The sequence below is a fragment of the Mycobacterium sp. SMC-19 genome, assembly GCF_045310815.1.
Lineage (GTDB): Bacteria > Actinomycetota > Actinomycetes > Mycobacteriales > Mycobacteriaceae > Mycobacterium.
On record NZ_JBJIAM010000019.1, the window covers coordinates 12,398 to 30,848 of the forward strand.

Annotated in this window: 14 protein-coding genes; 6 read left to right on the forward strand and 8 right to left on the reverse strand. The window is 67.2% G+C overall.

The window, feature by feature from the left end:
* Positions 1-26: 26 nt before the first annotated feature.
* On the reverse strand, positions 27-2,609 hold the full coding sequence (gene glgP, locus ACJH5R_RS22490) for an alpha-glucan family phosphorylase (RefSeq protein ID WP_406782980.1): 2,583 nt from the start codon (positions 2,607-2,609) through the stop codon (positions 27-29).
* Positions 2,610-2,730: 121 nt separating this feature from the next.
* Between glgP and ACJH5R_RS22495 the strand changes: the two genes are divergently transcribed.
* Together ACJH5R_RS22495 and glgB are read left to right on the forward strand one after the other, a co-directional pair.
* Positions 2,731-4,767, forward strand: coding sequence for an alpha-1,4-glucan--maltose-1-phosphate maltosyltransferase (locus ACJH5R_RS22495; RefSeq protein WP_406782981.1), 2,037 nt, complete (start codon positions 2,731-2,733; stop codon positions 4,765-4,767).
* Positions 4,767-6,995: a 1,4-alpha-glucan branching protein GlgB gene (gene glgB, locus ACJH5R_RS22500; RefSeq protein WP_406782982.1), complete on the forward strand. Its 2,229-nt coding sequence runs from the start codon at positions 4,767-4,769 to the stop codon at positions 6,993-6,995. Before ACJH5R_RS22495 ends, glgB begins: the two co-directional genes overlap by 1 nt.
* 15 nt (positions 6,996-7,010) lie before the next feature.
* Here the strand turns inward: glgB and ACJH5R_RS22505 are convergent, their stop codons facing one another.
* Together ACJH5R_RS22505 and ACJH5R_RS22510 are read right to left on the reverse strand one after the other, a co-directional pair.
* Complete coding sequence (locus ACJH5R_RS22505) at positions 7,011-7,922, reverse strand: co-chaperone YbbN (RefSeq protein WP_406760065.1); 912 nt, start codon at positions 7,920-7,922, stop codon at positions 7,011-7,013.
* 142 nt (positions 7,923-8,064) lie between these two features.
* Positions 8,065-9,246 (reverse strand): acetyl-CoA C-acetyltransferase, encoded by a 1,182-nt coding sequence (locus ACJH5R_RS22510; RefSeq protein ID WP_406760064.1) that lies wholly within the window; start codon positions 9,244-9,246, stop codon positions 8,065-8,067.
* A gap of 80 nt (positions 9,247-9,326) precedes the next feature.
* Here ACJH5R_RS22510 and mce point away from each other — a divergent pair, with 80 nt between their 5' ends.
* On the forward strand, positions 9,327-9,818 hold the full coding sequence (mce, locus tag ACJH5R_RS22515; protein ID WP_406760063.1) for a methylmalonyl-CoA epimerase: 492 nt from the start codon (positions 9,327-9,329) through the stop codon (positions 9,816-9,818).
* A 4-nt stretch (positions 9,819-9,822) separates the two neighbouring features.
* On the opposite strand, the gene ACJH5R_RS22520 is transcribed toward mce, so the two are convergent.
* From ACJH5R_RS22520 to nucS, 3 genes are read right to left on the reverse strand one after another with little or no spacing between them, the layout of a single operon-like run.
* On the reverse strand, positions 9,823-10,119 hold the full coding sequence (locus ACJH5R_RS22520; protein WP_406782983.1) for a hypothetical protein: 297 nt from the start codon (positions 10,117-10,119) through the stop codon (positions 9,823-9,825).
* Between the two features lie 24 nt (positions 10,120-10,143).
* The gene (locus ACJH5R_RS22525) at positions 10,144-11,238 is read right to left on the reverse strand and encodes an NADH:flavin oxidoreductase (RefSeq protein ID WP_406782984.1); all 1,095 of its coding nucleotides are present in this window, start codon (positions 11,236-11,238) and stop codon (positions 10,144-10,146) included.
* A 45-nt stretch (positions 11,239-11,283) separates the two neighbouring features.
* A complete protein-coding gene (gene nucS, locus ACJH5R_RS22530; RefSeq protein ID WP_406782985.1) occupies positions 11,284-11,958 on the reverse strand; it encodes an endonuclease NucS in 675 nt (224 codons plus the stop codon).
* Between the two features lie 47 nt (positions 11,959-12,005).
* Between nucS and ACJH5R_RS22535 the strand changes: the two genes are divergently transcribed.
* On the forward strand, positions 12,006-13,610 hold the full coding sequence (locus ACJH5R_RS22535; protein WP_406782986.1) for an adenylate/guanylate cyclase domain-containing protein: 1,605 nt from the start codon (positions 12,006-12,008) through the stop codon (positions 13,608-13,610).
* Between the two features lie 6 nt (positions 13,611-13,616).
* On the opposite strand, the gene glsA is transcribed toward ACJH5R_RS22535, so the two are convergent.
* Entirely contained in the window at positions 13,617-14,894 is a 1,278-nt protein-coding gene (glsA, locus tag ACJH5R_RS22540; RefSeq protein ID WP_406782987.1) for a glutaminase A, read from the reverse strand.
* A 94-nt stretch (positions 14,895-14,988) separates the two neighbouring features.
* On the opposite strand from glsA, the gene ACJH5R_RS22545 reads away from it, so the two are divergent.
* Positions 14,989-16,494, forward strand: a complete 1,506-nt coding sequence (locus ACJH5R_RS22545) for an AlkA N-terminal domain-containing protein (protein ID WP_406782988.1) — start codon at positions 14,989-14,991, stop codon at positions 16,492-16,494.
* Entirely contained in the window at positions 16,491-16,982 is a 492-nt protein-coding gene (locus ACJH5R_RS22550) for a methylated-DNA--[protein]-cysteine S-methyltransferase (protein ID WP_406782989.1), read from the forward strand. Before ACJH5R_RS22545 ends, ACJH5R_RS22550 begins: the two co-directional genes overlap by 4 nt.
* 68 nt (positions 16,983-17,050) lie before the next feature.
* Here the strand turns inward: ACJH5R_RS22550 and ACJH5R_RS22555 are convergent, their stop codons facing one another.
* A complete protein-coding gene (locus ACJH5R_RS22555; RefSeq protein ID WP_406760053.1) occupies positions 17,051-18,142 on the reverse strand; it encodes a PE-PPE domain-containing protein in 1,092 nt (363 codons plus the stop codon).
* Positions 18,143-18,451 lie beyond the last annotated feature (309 nt).

The window sequence follows — 18,451 nt, forward strand, 5'->3', positions numbered from 1 at the left end:
GGCATGCGCTTCGTCGGTTCGCGCACTCAGGCCAACGTGACCAATCCCAGCTCGGCGTCACCGGACAGCAACGGATGGCACGGCAGCACCCGCACGGTGTAGCCCACCGATCCGGCGACCGGTAGCCGGCTGGTCGTGGAGAACACTTCCGTGCCGTCAGTGTCGGTGTGAGCGTGCGACATTGCCACCGTGACCGGCTCCAGCAGGGTGTCACCGGAATCCACCCGGCCCAGCACCGCCTGCACCACCACCTCGTCCGGCCGCAGCCCGGCCAGCCGCACTGAGGCGGTCAGCGTCAGCTCCGACCCCAACCAGGGCGCGTCGGGCAACCCGGTGCTGTCGACGTCGGTGATCTGGATGTGCGGCCAGGCCGCTTCGGCTCGGCGCCGGTAGTCGGCCAGCTGACGCGCCGCACCGTAGGGCACGCCGTCGATCGGCTCGCAGGTGCGCCGCACCGACTGAGCGGCCGGGGCATAACACTGCTCCACGTAGTCGTGCACCATCCGCGACGCCAGCACCTTCGGTCCCAGCGTCTGCAGCGTGTGGTGCACCATCTCCATCCATCGCGGCGGCACGCCCCGGTCGTCGCGTTCATAGAACCTCGGTACCACCGATGACGCCAGCAGGTCGTAGAGCGCCGCGGCTTCCAGATCGTCACGCCGATTCTCGTCGGCGACGCCGTCCGCGGTGGGAATCGCCCAGCCGTTCTGGCCGTCGAACCACTCATCCCACCAGCCGTCGCGAATCGACAGGTTCAGCCCGCCGTTGAGCGCGCTCTTCATTCCCGAGGTACCACAGGCCTCCAACGGGCGCAGCGGATTGTTCAGCCAGACATCGCATCCGGAGTAGAGGCGCCGCGCCATGGACATGTCGTAGTCGGGTAGGAATGCGATGCGGTGCCGCACCTCCGGGCGGTCGGCGAACCGCACCACCTGCTGAATCAGCGCCTTGCCGTCGTTGTCGGCCGGATGGGACTTGCCGGCAACGATCAGCTGGACGGGGCGCTGCTCATCGAGCAGCAGTTGCTCCAGTCGGTCGGGATCACGCAGCATCAGCGTCAACCGCTTGTACGTCGGCACCCGGCGGGCGAAGCCGATGGTCAACACGTCTGGGTCGAATGCCGTGGCGATCCAGCCCAACTCGGCTTCCGAGGAGCCGCGTTCCAGCCCCGACTGCAACAGCCGCAACCGGACCTCGTCGACGAGCAGCGCCCGCAGCTGCGAGCGGATGGACCACAGCGACACCGGATCGACCTGCTGAAGACGCTGCCAAGCCGCCGGTTCGCTGAACGAGTCGGGAGCAGCCACGTCGCGACTGAGCTGCAGCCACGGCGGCGCAGCCCAACTCGGCGCGTGCACCCCGTTGGTGATCGAGCCGATCGGCACTTCGTCGCCGTCGAACCCGGGCCACAGGTCGTTGAACATGACCCGGCTGACCCGGCCGTGCAGCCGCGAGACGCCGTTGGCGCGCTGCGCCAGCCGCAGGCCCATATGGGCCATGTTGAACATGGCGGGATCGTGTTCCACGCCCAGTTCCATGATCCGCTCGGTGGGCACGCCGGCGACCAAGGCGTCAACGCTGTCGTCGAAGTACCGGCGCACCATGTCGGCGGGGAATCGGTCGATTCCGGCCGGAACCGGGGTGTGGGTGGTGAACACGGTCGCCGAACGGACCACAGCCAGCGCGGTGTCGAAATCCAGGCCCTGTTCGGCGATCAGCTCACGGATGCGTTCGACGCCGAGGAACCCCGCATGCCCCTCGTTCATGTGAAAGACCTCGGGATCGGGCATGCCCTGCAAACGGGTGAATTCGCGGATCGCCCGCACGCCGCCGATGCCAGCCAGGATTTCCTGCCGGATCCGGTGCTCCTGGTCGCCGCCGTACAACCGGTCGGTGATTCCGCGCAGCTGGTGCGGGTTCTCGCCGATGTCGGAATCGAGCAGCAGCAACGGCACTCGGCCGACCTGTGCCACCCAGATGCGGGCCCGCAGCCGACCGGCACCCGGCAATGCCACGTCGATCAGCACCGGTCTGCCGTCGGTATCGACCAGCAGCCGCAACGGCAGCCCCTGCGGGTCCAGTGCCGGATAGGTCTCGCGCTGCCAGCCGTCGGCGGTCAGCGCTTGACGGAAATACCCGGACCGGTAGTACAGCCCCACCGCAATCAACGGCACGCCCAGGTCCGACGCCGACTTGAGGTGATCCCCGGCCAAGATCCCCAGGCCGCCCGAGTAGTTGGGCAGAGCTTCGGCGACACCGAATTCCATCGAGAAGTAGGCGATCGCCGCCGGCAGCGCCGCCCCGCCGTCCTGCTGGTGCTGGTACCACCTCGGCCTGGTCAAGTACGCCGTGAGGTCGGCAGACAGCGCGTCCAGCCGGCCGGTGAACTCCTGATCGGCGGACAGCTCCTCGAGCCGCGCGGGGCTGACCGCTCCCAGCAGCGCTACCGGGTCACGCCCACACCCGTCCCACAATTCGGGGTCGATGGCGGCGAACAGTTCCTGAGTCGGCTGCTCCCACGACCAGCGCAGGTTCATCGACAGCTGCTCGAGTGCCAGCAGTCTCTGGGGCAGGTGGGCGCGAACGGTGAACCGGCGGAGGGCCTTCACTGTCGCCACCTTACCGAAGCTGAGGCTGCCGAGATTCGGTTGTGAACACCTCGCTCGGTTCCGGTCGGCGTCGACGGACGGTTAACGTGGGCACATAGAGCCCGACGACGAACGGAGTGCGGTGGCTGGCCGAGTCGAGGTCGACGATGTCGAACCGGTCGTCTCCTGCGGCCGTTACCCGGCCAAGGCCGTGGTCGGTGAGACCGTGCCGGTCAAGGCCACGGTCTGGCGTGAAGGCCACGAGGCCGTCGCGGCGACGTTGGCGGTGCGCTACGTGGGGCTCCGCTACCCGCTGCCCGGCGATCCCCCGCCCGCGGCCTCGACCGGCTCGGCACTGCAGCTGCCCATGCATACCGGGTTCGACGCCTACGTGTTTCACGGCGCCTTCACTCCCGACGCCGTCGGCTTGTGGACTTTTCGCGTCGAAGGCTGGGGGGATCCGCTGCAGAGCTGGCGGCACGCGGTGACCGCCAAGCTCGATGCCGGCCAGGCCGCGGCCGAGCTGTCCAATGATCTGTTGCTCGGCGCCGCGTTGTTCGACCGCGCCGCAGCCGGAGTGCCATCCGCACGGCGTGAACCGGTGCTGGCGGCGGCCGCCGCGTTGCGTGCCCCAGGCGATCCGGTGTCGCGGGCGGCGCCGGCGCTGTCTGCCGAACTCGACGAGCTGCTGGCCCGTTATCCACTGCGTGACCTGGTCACCCCCAGCGTCGAGTATCAGGTCTGGGTGGATCGGCCGTTGGCGCGCCGCGGCGCATGGTACGAGATGTTCCCACGCTCTACCGGTGGCTGGGATGCCGAGGGCCCGCCCGTGCACGGCACGTTCGCCACGGCGGCCGCGGCGCTGCCCCGGATCGCGGAGATGGGTTTCGACGTGGTGTACCTGCCACCGGTCCACCCCATCGGCCGAGTACACCGCAAGGGCCGCAACAACTCCGCGACCGCCGAACCCGGTGATGTGGGTTCACCGTGGGCCATCGGCAGCGCCGAGGGCGGCCACGACGCAGTGCATCCGGAACTGGGCGACATCGGCGACTTCGACGCCTTCGTCGCTGCGGCGCACCGGCTCGACCTGGAGGTCGCGCTGGACCTGGCGTTGCAGTGCGCACCGGATCACCCCTGGGCCACCCAGCATCGGGAATGGTTCACCGAGCTACCTGACGGCACCATCGCCTACGCGGAGAACCCACCGAAGAAGTACCAGGACATCTACCCGCTGAACTTCGACAACGATCCGGCCGGCCTGTACGCGGAAGTGCTGCGGGTGGTCCGGTTCTGGATGGAACACGGGGTGAAGATCTTTCGGGTCGACAACCCGCACACCAAGCCCCCGGACTTCTGGCTCTGGTTGATCGCCGCCATCAAGAACATCGACCCGGATGTGCTGTTTCTGTCCGAGGCTTTCACCCCACCGGCGCGCCAGTACGGACTGGCCAAGCTGGGATTCACCCAGTCCTATTCGTACTTCACCTGGCGGACAACGAAGTCCGAGCTCACCGAGTTCGGCCAGCAGATCGCCGAGCTCGCCGACTTCCGCCGGCCGAATCTGTTCGTCAACACCCCCGACATCCTGCACGCCAGCCTGCAGCACGGCGGCCCCGGGATGTTCGCCATTCGTGCGGTACTGGCGGCGACGCTGGGCCCGGCGTGGGGCGTGTACTCCGGATTCGAGTTGTTCGAGGACCGTGCAGTGCACGAGGGCAGCGAGGAGTACCTCGATTCGGAGAAGTACGAGCTTCGGCCCCGCGACTTCGCCGGCGCTGTAGCCGAAGGACGCTCCCTGGAGCCGTTCATCGCCCGGCTCAACGAGATTCGACGCCTGCATCCGGCGTTCAACCAGCTGCGCACCGTGCACTTCCATCATGTCGACAATGACGCTTTGCTGGCCTACAGCAAGTTCGACCCGGCCACCGGCGACACCGTGCTGGTGGTCGTCACACTGAATCCGTTCGGCGCCGAGCAGGCGACACTGCACCTGGACATGTGGGCACTGGGAATGCCCGATTACCAACGCTTCTGGGTGCGTGACCAGATCAGCGGCGAGGACTACAACTGGGGCCAGGACAATTACGTGCGGCTGGACCCGGCACGAGCGGTCGCTCACATCGTCACCATGCCGCCGATCAATGCCGGTGCCCGCATCGAGCAGCTGCGCCGCTGATGAGCACGATGACCCGACACCTGGCACCCCATCCTGCCGATCTGGCCCGGCTGCGCGACGGTGAACACCACGATCCGCACTCCGTCCTGGGCGCTCACGAATATGGCAAGACCACCGTCGTCCGGACGCTGCGCCCGCGCGCTCGGCGCGTAGTGCTGCTCGTCGGTACCGAACGCTTCCCCATGCGCGATCTGGGCTCCGGGTTGTTCGCGGCGGCCCTGCCGTTCACCGGACTCATCGACTACCGGCTCGAGGTGCACTACCCGGACACAGCTGAGTTCGCCGAGCCCACCGGCGTGCAGACGGTCGCCGACGGGTACCGGTTTGCACCAACCCTGGGTGAATTCGACCTCTATCTGTTCGCCGAGGGACGCCACGAACGTCTCTGGGAGGTGATGGGGGCTCAGCACCGCAGCTTCACCACACCCGACGGCGAGGTGTCCGGCGTGTCCTTCGCGGTGTGGGCGCCCAACGCCACCGGGGTGAGTCTGATCGGTGATTTCAACGGCTGGGCCGGTGACGACACCCCGCTGAGGTCGTTGGGCTCCTCCGGCATCTGGGAAGTGTTCTGGCCCGACTTCCCCACCGCCGGCCTCTACAAGTTCCGCGTCCACGGTGCCGACGGCGCCGTCACCGAGCGGGCCGATCCGTTCGCCTACGCCACCGAGGTACCGCCGCGCACCGCATCGATGGTGACGATCAGCGACTACACCTGGAACGACGCCGACTGGATGGCACAACGCGCCACGCGCGACCCGGTCAGCGAGCCGATGAGCACCTACGAGGTGCATCTGGGCTCGTGGCGTCCGGGGCTCACCTACCGCCAGCTGGCGATCGAACTCACCGAATATGTTGTCCAGCAAGGCTTCACCCATGTCGAGCTGCTGCCGATAGCGGAGCATCCGTTCGGCGGGTCGTGGGGATACCAGGTGACGTCGTACTACGCGCCGACCGCGCGGTTCGGCACCCCCGACGACTTCCGGGCGCTGGTCGACGCGCTGCACGGTGCCGGTATCGGCGTCATCGTGGACTGGGTGCCGGCGCACTTCCCCAAGGATGACTGGGCACTGGGCCGATTCGACGGGACTCCGCTCTACGAGCACTCCGATCCGCGCCGCGGTGAGCAACTCGACTGGGGCACCTACGTCTTCGACTTCGGCCGCCCAGAGGTCCGCAACTTCCTGGTCGCCAATGCGCTGTATTGGCTGACCGAGTTCCACGTGGACGGGCTGCGGGTGGACGCCGTCGCATCGATGCTCTACCTGGACTATTCGCGCCCGCACGGCGGGTGGACCCCCAACATCCACGGCGGCCGCGAGAACCTGGAGGCGGTGCAGTTCCTGCAGGAGTTGAACGCGACCACCCACCGGATCGCGCCGGGCATCGTGACCATCGCCGAGGAGTCCACCTCCTGGCCGGGAGTCACCCGGGACACCAGCCTTGGCGGACTGGGATTTTCGATGAAATGGAACATGGGCTGGATGCATGACACCCTGGCCTACCTCGGCCACGATCCGGTGCACCGCAGCTACCACCACCACAACATGACGTTCTCGATGCTGTACGCGTTCAGCGAGAACTACGTGCTGCCGGTCAGCCACGACGAGGTGGTGCACGGCAAGGGCACCCTGTGGTCCAGGATGCCCGGCTTCGGCTATCAAGAGGCCCACCACAAGGCTGCCGGCCTGCGCGCCCTGCTGGCCTACCAGTGGGCGCATCCCGGCAAGCAATTGCTGTTCATGGGCCAGGAATTCGGCCAGCGCGCTGAGTGGTGCAACGAACGCGGCGTCGATTGGTTCCAGCTCGACCCCGAGAGTGAGCCCGACGGCTACTCCCCCGGCATCCTGCGCCTGGTCAGCGACCTCAACGCCCACTACCGCGCCCTGCCCGCCTTGTGGACCCAGGACGCCGACCCGCGGGGCTACTCCTGGATCGATGCCAACGACTCGGCCAACAACGTGCTGAGCTTCCTGCGCTACGGCACCGACGGGTCAGTGCTGGCCTGTGTGTTCAATTTCGCCGGCGTCACCCATGCCGATTACCACCTGGGGTTGCCCCGGGCCGGCCGCTGGCGTGAGGTGCTCAACACCGATGCGGTCGGCTACCGCGGTTATGGTGCGGGCAACCTGGGCGGGGTCTTGGCCACCGACGATCCGTGGCATGGCCGTCCGGCCTCCGCGGTGCTGGTGCTGCCGGCCCTATCGGCCGTGTGGCTGGCGCCCGAGTAGCGGAGGCCCACCGGGTCAGTACAGCGCGTTGGCCAGGCTGCGCCGGCCGGCGACGACCTCCGGGTCGGCGGGATCGAACAGCTCGAACAGCTCCACCAGACGGCTCCGCACCGCGGTCCGCTCGTCACCGGCGGTCCGTCGCACCAATGCGATCAGCCGGTCGAACGCCGCAGTGACGTCCTGGTTGAGGATCTGCACGTCGGCCGCGGCGAAGGCGGCCTCGACGTTGCCCGGATCGGCGTCGGCCTGCGCCGGCGCATCGGGTTGCCGACCGGTCGCGCGTTCCAGGAAGTTGAGCTGACGCAGCGCCCCCTTGGCCTCGACGTGGTTGGGGTCGGTCTCCAGCAACGCCTGATAGGAGGCGCGCGCCGCGGGAAAGTCACCGGCGTCGAGTTGGTCGCGGGCTTGCGCCAGTACTGGGTCCACCTGCTCGGGCTGCTCAGCGTCACCGCCGCCGGCAAGCTTGCCCGCGGTGGCCGACACCAGCGAGTCCACCCAGCGCCGCAGCTGGTCGGGCGGCTGGGGCCCCTGAAAGCTGGTGATCGGTTGGCCGGCGGCCAGCGCGATCACGGTCGGCACCGCGTCCACGCCGAACACCTGCGCCACCCGCGGGGCGACGTCGACATTGACCGTCGCCAGCGACCACTTGGGCGCACCCTCGGCGTTGTCCTCCTGGGCCAGCGCGGCGAGGGAATCGGCCAGCTGAATGCAGGCCTCACTGCGCGGCGACCACAGCAGCACCACCACCGGCACTTGGTTGGACCGGACCAGCACCTCGTCTTCGAAGTTGGCCTCGGTGATCTCGGTGGCGCCCGGCGGGGCCGGGGCGTTACCGGCGGCACCGCCGGATTGTGCCGGCTTCTTGAGGCCGGACAGGTCCACTGCTCCGGCCAAGGCCGGGCCGATGGGGGGTCGAGGACGCGTCACGCAGTCAAGTCTGTCACGCCGCCATCCCGGCGCCGCCGACGGCCGTTTTCCCGCCCGACCATCCCACTATGACCAAGATCACACTGGGGCGTTGCGGCGCGGAAACGAGCGGGCCAGCAACCTACGCAACCGTAGGGAGGCGCTACCCCGCGCGAAGGATGAGTGCGTCGCCCTGGCCACCGGCCCCGCAGAGCGCGGCCACCGCGTAGCCCGAACCACGCCGCTTGAGCTCGAGGGCGGCGTGCAGCGTGATGCGTGCCCCGGACATCCCGATCGGGTGGCCCACGGCGATCGCGCCACCGTGCACGTTGACGACGTCGGGGTTCACGCCGAGTTCCCGGGTCGAGGCCAGCGAGACCGCCGCGAACGCCTCGTTGATCTCCAGCACGTCGAGTTGGTCGACCGTGATGCCCTCGCGGGCGATGGCCTTCTTGATCGCGTTGGCCGGCTGGGACTGCAGGGTCGAATCCGGCCCGGCCACGACGCCGTGCGCCCCGATCTCGCAGAGCCAGTCCAGACCCAGCTCCTGCGCCTTGGCCTTGCTCATCACCACCACGGCGGCGGCACCGTCGGAGATCTGCGACGACGAGCCGGCGGTGATGGTGCCGCCGGAACGGAATGCCGGCTTGAGACCGCCCAGCGAGTCCGCGGTGGTGTTGGCCCGGATGCCCTCGTCCTCGGTGAACTCCAGCGGATCCCCCTTACGCTGCGGGATCTTGACCGGCACCACCTCGTCGGCGAAAACGCCGTCCTTCCACGCCGCGGCGGCCTTGCGGTGCGATTCGGCCGCGAACTCGTCCTGCTCTGCGCGGGTGAACTTGTCCTCGTCGTTGCGCTGCTCGGTGAGGGCACCCATCGGCTGGTCGGTGAAGACGTCGTGCAGACCGTCGTAGGCCAGATGGTCGCGCACCGTCACGTCGCCGTACTTGTAGCCCGACCGGCTGTCCAGCAGCAGGTGCGGAGCCTTGCTCATGGACTCCTGCCCGCCGGCCACCACCACGTCGAATTCGCCGGCGCGAATCAGCTGGTCAGCCATGGCGATGGCGTTGATTCCGGACAGACACATCTTGTTGATGGTCAGCGTCGGCACGTCCCAACCGATACCCGCGCCCACCGCCGCCTGCCGAGCCGGCATCTGGCCGGCTCCCGCGGTGAGAACCTGGCCCATGATCACGTACTGCACCAGCGACGCCGGTACCTGCGCCTTCTCCAGCGCCCCCGCGATGGCGACGGCCCCCAGGTCGCTACCGGAGAAATCCTTCAGCGAACCCATCAGCCGGCCGATCGGGGTCCGAGCCCCAGCAACGATCACCGATGTCGTCATGACTACCTCCCGGGCGGGTATGAGGGGCCGATCTTCCGGTCGGCGCAGCACGATGTTTCCGCTCAGGTTACCGTTACGTTATGACCACCGAATCCGTCGCTGACCCCTGTGAGGCACGCCCCGCCCTGGCCTCGGCCTTGGTGACGGCGATCGACCACGTCGGTGTCGCGGTCCCGGACCTGGAAGTGGCCAAGAAGTGGTACCACGACAAGCTCGGGATGATCGTGCTGCACGAAGAGGTCAACGAGGAGCAGGGCATCGTCGAGGCGATGCTTGCGGTGCGCGGCGCCCCGGTCGGCAGCGCCCAGATTCAGCTGATGGCCCCGATCGACGAGTCGTCGACGATCGCGAAATTCCTGGACAAGCGCGGCCCCGGCCTGCAGCAGCTGGCCTACCGGACCAGCGACATCGACGCGCTCTCTGAGCGGCTGCGTGAGCAGGGCGTCCGGCTGCTCTACGAGGTACCGCGACGCGGCACGTCGAACTCGCGGATCAACTTCATCCACCCCAAGGACGCCGGCGGGGTGCTGGTCGAGCTGGTCGAGCCCGCCGCGAACGCGGAAGCGCACTGACCTCTTAGGACCACTTTCGGGTCGGACCCCGGTTGCTGCGGTTAGCCCAACAGGGCGTATGCCAATGTCGCCGATCATCGCCCTCGGTGTCGCCGAATTCGGCAAGCCACACCACCACATGCGCTATGCCGCACCGGATTTCGTGGTCGCACCCCGGACACCGGTAGACCTTCACGGCCCGCGAGCCGGCAATCGGCAGGACGACGTATTCGTAGCCGTCGGGGCCGGTCTCCACGCGCTGTTGTAGCGGCAGCGGCCGTAGCGGCTGTTGCCGACGCGACGGACTGCGGCGACGAGCCATGCCGATCAGCCTAGTGACCCCGCATCAGGCCAGTTTGGACAGCGCCGCCGCCGCGTCGTAGCCGCCGAACCCGTCCAGCTGGCCGTCGCGTAGCCGATTGACCCATGCCGGGTCGGCGAGCAGCGCGCGCCCGATGGCCACCACGTCGAACTCCCCGGCGTCGAACTGTTCGACCAGACGGTCGACCGGCGCGGGCGCAATCACCTCGCCACGCTTCTCGCTGCGGAACTGTGTCTGCAACCCGACCGACCCGACCGCGATGACCGGCACCCCGGTCACCTTCTTGGTCCACCCAGCGAGGCTCAATTCGCCGTCATGGTCGGGGAACCCGGGGGCATAGTGCCTGCGCGTCGAGGGGTGCAGGGCATCCACGCCGGCCTCGACCAGCGGTGTGAGCAGCTCCTGCAACTGTGTCGGGTCCTCGGCGATCGACGCCGCGTAGTCGGTGCCCTTCCATTGCGAGAAGCGGAAGATGATCGGATAGTCCGGGCCGACCGCGGCGCGCACCGCCGCGACCACCTCGGCCGGGAAACGTGTGCGAGCGGCCAGCGATCCGCCGTAGCCGTCGGTACGTCGATTCGTGCGCTCCCAGAAGAATTCATCGAGCAGGTAGCCGTGGGCGCCATGAATCTCCACCGCGTCGAAGCCGAGGTCTCGTGCGGTGGCGGCGCCGGTGGCGTACAGCTGTGCGGTTTCGGCGAGTTCCTCGGTTCGCAGTGCGCGGCCCCGCGGTTCCCCGTGCCCGTCGATACCCGACGGGCCGACGGGTTGCACGCCGTCGTCATCGCGGCGCTCAATCCCCTGGTGCCACAACTGCGCGGCGATCGTTGCACCCTCGGCGTGGACACTGTCGACGACCCGGCGCCATCCGGCGAGCACCTCGTCGCCGGCGAGCGTCGGCACGCTGACCGGGAATCCCGCAGCCGGGTCGGGCAGCCGGATGCCTTCGGTGATGATCAGCCCCACACCGCCCGCGGCACGGCGGCGGTAGTACTCGGCCACATCGCTGCCCGGAATACCGCCCGGCGAAGCCTGACGGGTCATCGGCGCCATAGCGAACCGGTTGGGAACGGTCAGCGAGCGGATCGTCAGCGGCTGGAAAAGATCATCGAGTGCCATGCGGTCCTCCAACGCACGACGGTGCGCTGCTATTCCGGCAAGCGATCAGAACAGCCGGAATTCGTCGCTGTCCATGCCGCGCATCGCGTCATAATCCAGTGTCAGGCAACGAATACCGCGGTCGGTGGCCAGCGTGCGGGCCTGCGGCTTGATCTGCTGGGCGGCGAACACACCACTGACCGGCGCGAGCAGGCTGTCGCGGTTGAGCAGCTCCAGGTATCGGGTGAGCTGTTCCACACCATCTATCTCGCCGCGCCGCTTGATCTCCACCGCGACCGCGCGCCCGTTTCCGTCGCGACACAACAGGTCGACCGGACCGATCGCGGTCATGTATTCGCGGCGCACCAGGGAGTAGCCCTCGCCGAGCAGCTCGACATGCTCGGCGAGCAGCGCCTGCAGTTGTGCCTCGACGCCGTCTTTCACCAGCCCGGGATCGACACCCAGCTCGTGGCTGGAGTCGTGCTCGATCTCCTCGATGGTGATCCGCAGCTGGTCGCCGGTTTTGTTGTTCGCCACCACCCAGACCGGCAACTCGCCGCCGGTCTCCTCGATCAAGCGGCACGGCGGACTCATCCAGTTCAGCGGCTTATAGGCACGGTCGTCGGCGTGCACGCTGACCGAACCGTCGGCCTTCAACAACAGCAGTCGCCGGGCAGAGGGTAGGTGCGCGGTGAGCCGGCCGACATAGTCGACGGTGCACTGGGCGATTACGAGTCGCATCCGATCCACCTTAAAGGCCCGGGCCGAGCAATTATTCTTACGCCACGATGAAGCCGACAAAGACGACCGCGCAACGCCTGGGCCGCGCGCTGGAGATGCTCACGCGTCAGAGCGGTCGGCTGCCCGAGACACCCGAATACGGCTCCTGGCTGTTAGGCCAGGTGTCTGAAAGTCAGTACCTGCGCCGGATACGTATTCAGTTCATCTTGACCATCGTCATGGTGGGGACGAACCTGCTCGGTGTCGCCGTGGATGTCCTGCTGGTGACGGTGGCCTTTCCGGTGCCCAATGTGTTCACCGACGCTCCAAAGTGGCTGACCTTCGGGCTGGTGCCGGCCTACGTGGTGATCGCGGTGGTCGCCGGCACCTATGGAATCACCCGGCGCACCATCAAGAAATTACGTTGGGCCATCAAGGAACAGCCGCCGACGCGCGACGACGAACGCAACGCCTTCCTGACCCCGTGGCGAGTTGCGCAGGTGGTGCTGGCCCTGTGGGGCGTCGCGACGGTGTTGTTCACCGCGCTCTACGGCATACACGACAAGATCTTCATCCCGATCATCGGCTTCACGATGAGTGTGTGCGGCATTCTGGTGGCCACCGCCTGCTATCTGTTCACCGAGTTCGCGTTGCGGCCGGTGGCCGCGCAGGCGCTGGCCGCCGGTCCGCCGCCGCGGCGAATCCTGTCGGGCATCATGGGCCGGACCATGATGGTCTGGCTGCTCACCTCGGGCGTCCCCATTCTGGGGATCGGCCTGACGGCCTTGTTCGCGGTGCTGCTGAAGAACCTGACGTTGACGCAGTTCGGCATCGCCGTGTTGATCGCCTCGGTGACGACGCTGGTTTTCGGGTTCCTGCTGATGCTGATCCTGTCCTGGCTCACCGCCACGCCGGTCCGCGTGGTCCGCGCGGCTCTGCGGCGCGTCGAACAGGGCAATCTGCAAGGCGATCTGGTGGTGTTCGACGGAACCGAACTCGGTGAGCTGCAGAGCGGATTCAACGCGATGGTGCACGGGCTGCGCGAGCGGGAACGCGTACGCGACCTGTTCGGCCGCCACGTCGGGCGTGAGGTGGCCGCCGCCGCGGAGCGCGATCAGATACAACTGGGCGGCGAAGAGCGCCATGTCGCAGTCATTTTCGTCGATATCGTCGGCTCGACGCAGATCGTGACCGCCAAGCCGGCTACCGAGGTCGTCACCCTGCTGAACCGGTTCTTCGCCGTCGTCGTCGACGAAGTCGACCGCCATCAGGGACTGATCAACAAGTTCGAGGGCGACGCCACCCTGGCGATCTTCGGCGCCCCGAACCACCTCGACCAGCCCGAGGACAACGCGTTGGCCGCGGCCCGGGGCATCCTGTATCGCCTGGCCGCCGAGGTGCCGGAGATCCGGGCGGGCATCGGTGTGGCGGCCGGTCAGGTCGTGGCCGGAAACGTCGGCGCCAAAGAGCGTTTCGAGTACACCGTGATCGGAGAGCCGGTCAACGAGGCCGCCCGGCTGTGCGAATTGGCAAAGACCCAACCGCTGCCAGTGTTGACGACGGCCAAAACCATGTACGCGGCCAGCATCAGCGAGCAGGCCCATTGGGTGGTGGGCGATTCGATCGTGTTGCGCGGCTACGAAATGCCCACGGTGTTGGCCAGCCCGCTGTAACGCAAGCTACTCCCCCGCCCACGTCTCGGTGGCCGCCAGCGCATCCTCGACCGTGGCGAACACCAGCCCGGCATAGGCCGCCGGGTCGGGCGTCACCGATCCGTTGGGATCGACGAGCAGACCCTGCTTGTCCAGTGCCCGCAACTCCTCGGAGAGTCCCGCAAGCAGGCCGCGTGCCGGCTCGCTGATCGTGTGCAACCGGGAGACGTCGAGGATTGCGGTGTCGAATTCGACACATTCACGGGTTGCCGTGCGGGCCACCTGTTCTGCCCCGGCGAACAGCAGGTCGCCGTGCACCTCGTAGACCCGAACGCCCGGCCGTGGGGTGTACACCCCACGAATCGCCGCATGAGCTTCACTGCTCACCGTCAGGAAGTGCAGGCCGAGCTGATGGGAAAGGCTGCGGCACACCAGCATCCCACGCACGCTGTTGCCCTTGGCGTCGATCCGCGGCGAATAGACGCCGATTCCGAGCTGTCCGGGCAGCACCGCCACGATGCCACCGGCCACACCGCTCTTGGCCGGCATCCCGACCGCACTGACCCACGCGCCGGCGGCATCGTACATACCGCAGGTCACCATCACCGACAGCGTGCGCCGCACCACCGCGGCATCGGTCACCTGCCGCCCGGTCAATGGGTTGAGGCCGCCGCGCGCCAGCGTCGCCGCCATCCGCGCCAGATCGGTGCTGGTGACCTTCAGCGAACACTGGCGGATGTAGAGATCCAGGGCATCGTCGGGGTCGGCGCCCAAGGCACCGAAACTATCCAGCAGATAAGCGATCCCGCGGTTACGGCTGCCGCTCGCCCGCTCGGACTGGTACACGGCCTCGTCGAAGTCCAGGCTTCGTCCGGCGCAGGCGCTGAAGAACTCCCGAACAAGACCGAACCGGTCCTCGACGGTTCTCCCGGGAATCAAGGAGCACGCCACGATGGCACCGGCATTGATCATGGGGTTCTTCGGGACATTGGTGACCTGATCGACGCTGATCTTGTTGAAGCCCTCACCGGAGGGTTCCACGCCGATCCGCGCGTCGACGTCCGCTTGGCCCAGCTGATCGAGGGCGAGCGCGTAGGTGAACGGCTTGGAGATGGACTGCATGGTGAATTGCACGTCGGCGTCGCCGGATTCGTAGACGTAGCCGTCGGACGAGGACAATGCCAGGCCGAACCCCGTGGGATCGACTTCGGCCAATTCCGGAATGTAGCTCGCCAGTGCCCCCTGATTCGCCCCGGCATGCTCGGCAAGAATCCCGTCCAAATACCGCTGTACCAGTGCCGCCACGCACCGATGCTAGCCCGCAGCCTCGTCAACGGCCCGGCACTGTCGTGTCGCTTTCCCGCTAGTGTCGTCGGCCGCCGCGTGTCATCGTGGAAATGTGCATGACGACTTCGACCGCTGCTATCGCGCCGTGAAGTCCAAGGACGCCCGATTCGACGGCTGGTTCATCACCGCGGTGCTCACGACGGGGATCTATTGCCGGCCCAGTTGCCCGGCACGCACGCCGCTGCCGCCGAATGTGGAGTTCTACCCCACCGCCGCCGCAGCACAGCGAGCCGGTTTCCGCGCCTGTAAGCGTTGCCGCCCAGATGCCGCGGCGGGTTCGCCGGAATGGAACGTCCGCGGCGACGTCGTGGGGCGGGCCATGCGCCTGATCGCCGACGGCACGGTCGATCGGGAGGGGGTAAGCGGGCTTGCCGGACACCTCGGCTACTCGGCCCGCCAGCTGCAGCGATTGCTCCAGGCCGAGGTCGGTGCCGGCCCGCTGGCACTGGCCCGCGCACAGCGCACACAGACCGCCCGCGTCCTGATCGAGACCACCGACCTGCCTCTGAGTGACGTCGCATTCGCCGCCGGATTCGCCAGTATCCGGCAGTTCAATGACACGATCCGTGCCGTGTGCGCCACGACGCCGACGGTGTTGCGCAGCAATGCCGCCTCGCGGTCGCGAGCCACCTCCGACCGCGAGGCCCCCGGTCCGGGCGCCCTGTCGCTCCGCCTGCCGGTGCGCACTCCGTTCGCATTCGAGGGCGTATTCGGGCACCTGGCGGCTTGCGCGGTACCCGGCTGTGAGGAAGTCCGCGACGGCGCTTACCGGCGCACCCTGCGGCTGCCGCACGGCAACGGCATCGTCAGCCTGCGCCCGGCCCCCGACCACGTCAGCTGCCGACTCGTGCTCGACGACTTCCGCGATCTCACGGCCGCGATCACCCGCTGTCGACGGCTGCTGGACCTCGATGCTGATCCCGAAGCCGTCGTCGAGGCCCTCACGGCCGATCCCGATCTGGCGCCGCTGGTGACTAAGGCGCCCGGGCAACGCATTCCGCGGACCGTCGACGAAGCCGAGCTCGCGGTGCGGGTGGTGCTCAGCCAGCAGGTGTCGACCAAAGCGGCACGCACTCACGCACACCGACTGGTGCGTGCCCACGGACAACAACTCGACGATCCAGACGGCGGGCTCACGCATGTCTTTCCGTCGGTGGAACGCCTCGCCGACATCGATCCCGATCAGCTCGCCCTTCCCCTAGCCCGCCGGCGAACGCTGCTCACCCTGGTCGCGGGATTGGCCGACGGCACCCTCGGCCTGAGCGCGGGCTGCGACTGGGAACAGGCGCGCCACGACCTGATGGCGCTGCCGGGAATCGGAGCCTGGACCGCCGAGGTCATCGCCATGCGCGGGTTGGGCGACCCCGATGCGTTTCCCGTCACCGACCTCGGAGTACAGGTGGCCGCCCGCCGGTACGGCCTGCCTGACACCCCGCAAGCCCTGATCCAGCGCAGTGCGCGCTGGCGACCGTGGCGCTCCTATGCCACCCAGCATCTGTGGGCCAGCCTCGATCACGCCGTGAACGACTGGCCTCCGGCCACGAAGGAGATCGCATGACCACTCAGCGCATCATCGACAGTCCCATCGGTCCGCTGACCCTGGCAGGCACTGACGGCAAGCTCAGTCATCTCTTGATGCTGGATCATTCGCACGCCCCCAGCCGCACGGGCTGGGCACGCGATGACACCGCGTTCCCGGATGTGGTGGAGCAACTCGCGGCCTACTTCGCCGGCGACCTCACCGAATTCGACCTGACCTATGAGATGGCCGGCACCGACTTTCAACGCCGGGTGTGGACGGCCCTACTGACGATCCCGTACGGCCAGACCCGCTCCTACGGACAGCTGGCGAGCCAGATCGGGTCCCCGACCGCCTCGCGCGCTGTCGGCCTCGCCAACGGCCGCAACCCGATCTCGATCATCGTCCCGTGCCACCGGGTGATTGGAAGCAACGGCAGCCTCACCGGGTACGGCGGCGGCATCGACCGCAAGCGAGCGCTGCTGGGCCTCGAACAGCAGCACAGCCACGCCACCCTGTTCGACTGATCGTGAAACGAGCCGGGGCCGGAACCCCACACGGGTGGTTCCGGCCCCGAATCTCGGGTATCAGCTGCCTAGCCGATGATGTCGATCGGGTCGGGCATCGGGAACACATCTTGGTTCGTGAATGCCGCCAAGAAGTTGGACAGCCCGGTCAGTGCCTCCTCCAGCGATGGATGCGGCGAGTCGAGGTAGCCCGCGAGGTATCCCTCGTTGACGATTCCGGCCAACGACGGGTGATCCTGAAGGGAGTAGAGCGTGTAGGTGTCCAGGTCGAACCAACTGGAGATGGAGTTGCTGATCCCGTCAAGCGTTGCCTTGCCCAGCGCGGAAAGCAGATCACCTAAGTCGATGTTGGGCGGGAAGAGGCCACCACCAGTAGGCCACTCGTCGACGTCTCCCGGCGGCCAGCCGTGGTCGATACTGCCGTAGCCGAGGTTCACCAGGATCCGGGTGACAGGCTCCAGCAGTTCGTAGAGCGGCATTCCGATGATCGGGAGTAACTGCAGCGGTGCCAGCAGCGGCAGGATCTCGGACGGGATCATGTGGAACGTGGTCAGTGAGTCAGGGTCGGCGACCGGCAGTTCGATGGCGTTCGCAATCTGCTCCGGGGTCGCGCTCAAATACACCGAGTGCCCGTAGATGAAACCGAGCGCCGAGTTGAGCTGCGACAGTGGATTGTCGTAAATCGGCTTGACCCCGACCGGGTCGTATTCGTAGTTGTAGGCGTCGGTGTAGTAGCCGTCGAGATCGACCCGGGCGGCGCCCATGGAACCAATCGTCACGAACCGAACGAGGTCATTGGACACGTCGTTCTCTTCCAACCAATTCACCAGATTGGCCGCAATCCCCCCACTCTGGGAGTAGCCGAACACCACGATCGGGTTGTTGGCATCCACCGTGCCGGCGTTAAGCCGCTCAGCGATCGCGTTCTCCAGCGCCCGCAGACCGACCGCACTCGACGTCTCACTGACGTTCTCCGGGCCCCACTGCGATACCAGGTTGCCGGTGAATCCATGCGGCGCCAAGAAGAGTTCGTTCACGGCATCCAGATAGGACTGCGGTGGCTGCGGAATACCCGTACCACCCATGATGAGCGCATCTCCGCCGCCGAGCGACGTGCCGTTGCCGGTCAGGACAAACGCCGGCGGCTGGGCATACGCCACGGGTGAGACAACAGGGGCACCCGCGAAGACACTGGCAGCAGCAACAGTGGCAACAAGCGGTAAGCAAGCGTTAACTCGCACGCGGTTCCTCCCTATAAAGATCCTTAATTGAACCTTAACGGTAACCCTCAGGAGTGACCCACGCAATAGATTCCTCGGCAAATCTTGACACGTGTCAGCGCCGGCAGATGATCTCGATGCGCAGCCGACGACGTCGGCCAACCTGGTGCACAAATGCCTGTGCCCCCCAATTTCTTGGGGGGCACAGGTCTTAATGTTGTGTTCGGCGGTGTCCTACTTTTCCACCCG

Coding starts and splice junctions, on each gene's coding strand:
- glgB (WP_406782982.1), top strand. CDS start 4,767: ATGAGCACGATGACCCGACACCTGGCACCCCATCCTGCCGATCTGGCC.
- ACJH5R_RS22510 (WP_406760064.1), bottom strand. CDS start 9,246: ATGACGACATCGGTGATCGTTGCTGGGGCTCGGACCCCGATCGGCCGG.
- mce (WP_406760063.1), top strand. CDS start 9,327: ATGACCACCGAATCCGTCGCTGACCCCTGTGAGGCACGCCCCGCCCTG.
- ACJH5R_RS22520 (WP_406782983.1), bottom strand. CDS start 10,119: ATGGCTCGTCGCCGCAGTCCGTCGCGTCGGCAACAGCCGCTACGGCCG.
- ACJH5R_RS22525 (WP_406782984.1), bottom strand. CDS start 11,238: ATGGCACTCGATGATCTTTTCCAGCCGCTGACGATCCGCTCGCTGACC.
- nucS (WP_406782985.1), bottom strand. CDS start 11,958: ATGCGACTCGTAATCGCCCAGTGCACCGTCGACTATGTCGGCCGGCTC.
- ACJH5R_RS22535 (WP_406782986.1), top strand. CDS start 12,006: ATGAAGCCGACAAAGACGACCGCGCAACGCCTGGGCCGCGCGCTGGAG.
- ACJH5R_RS22550 (WP_406782989.1), top strand. CDS start 16,491: ATGACCACTCAGCGCATCATCGACAGTCCCATCGGTCCGCTGACCCTG.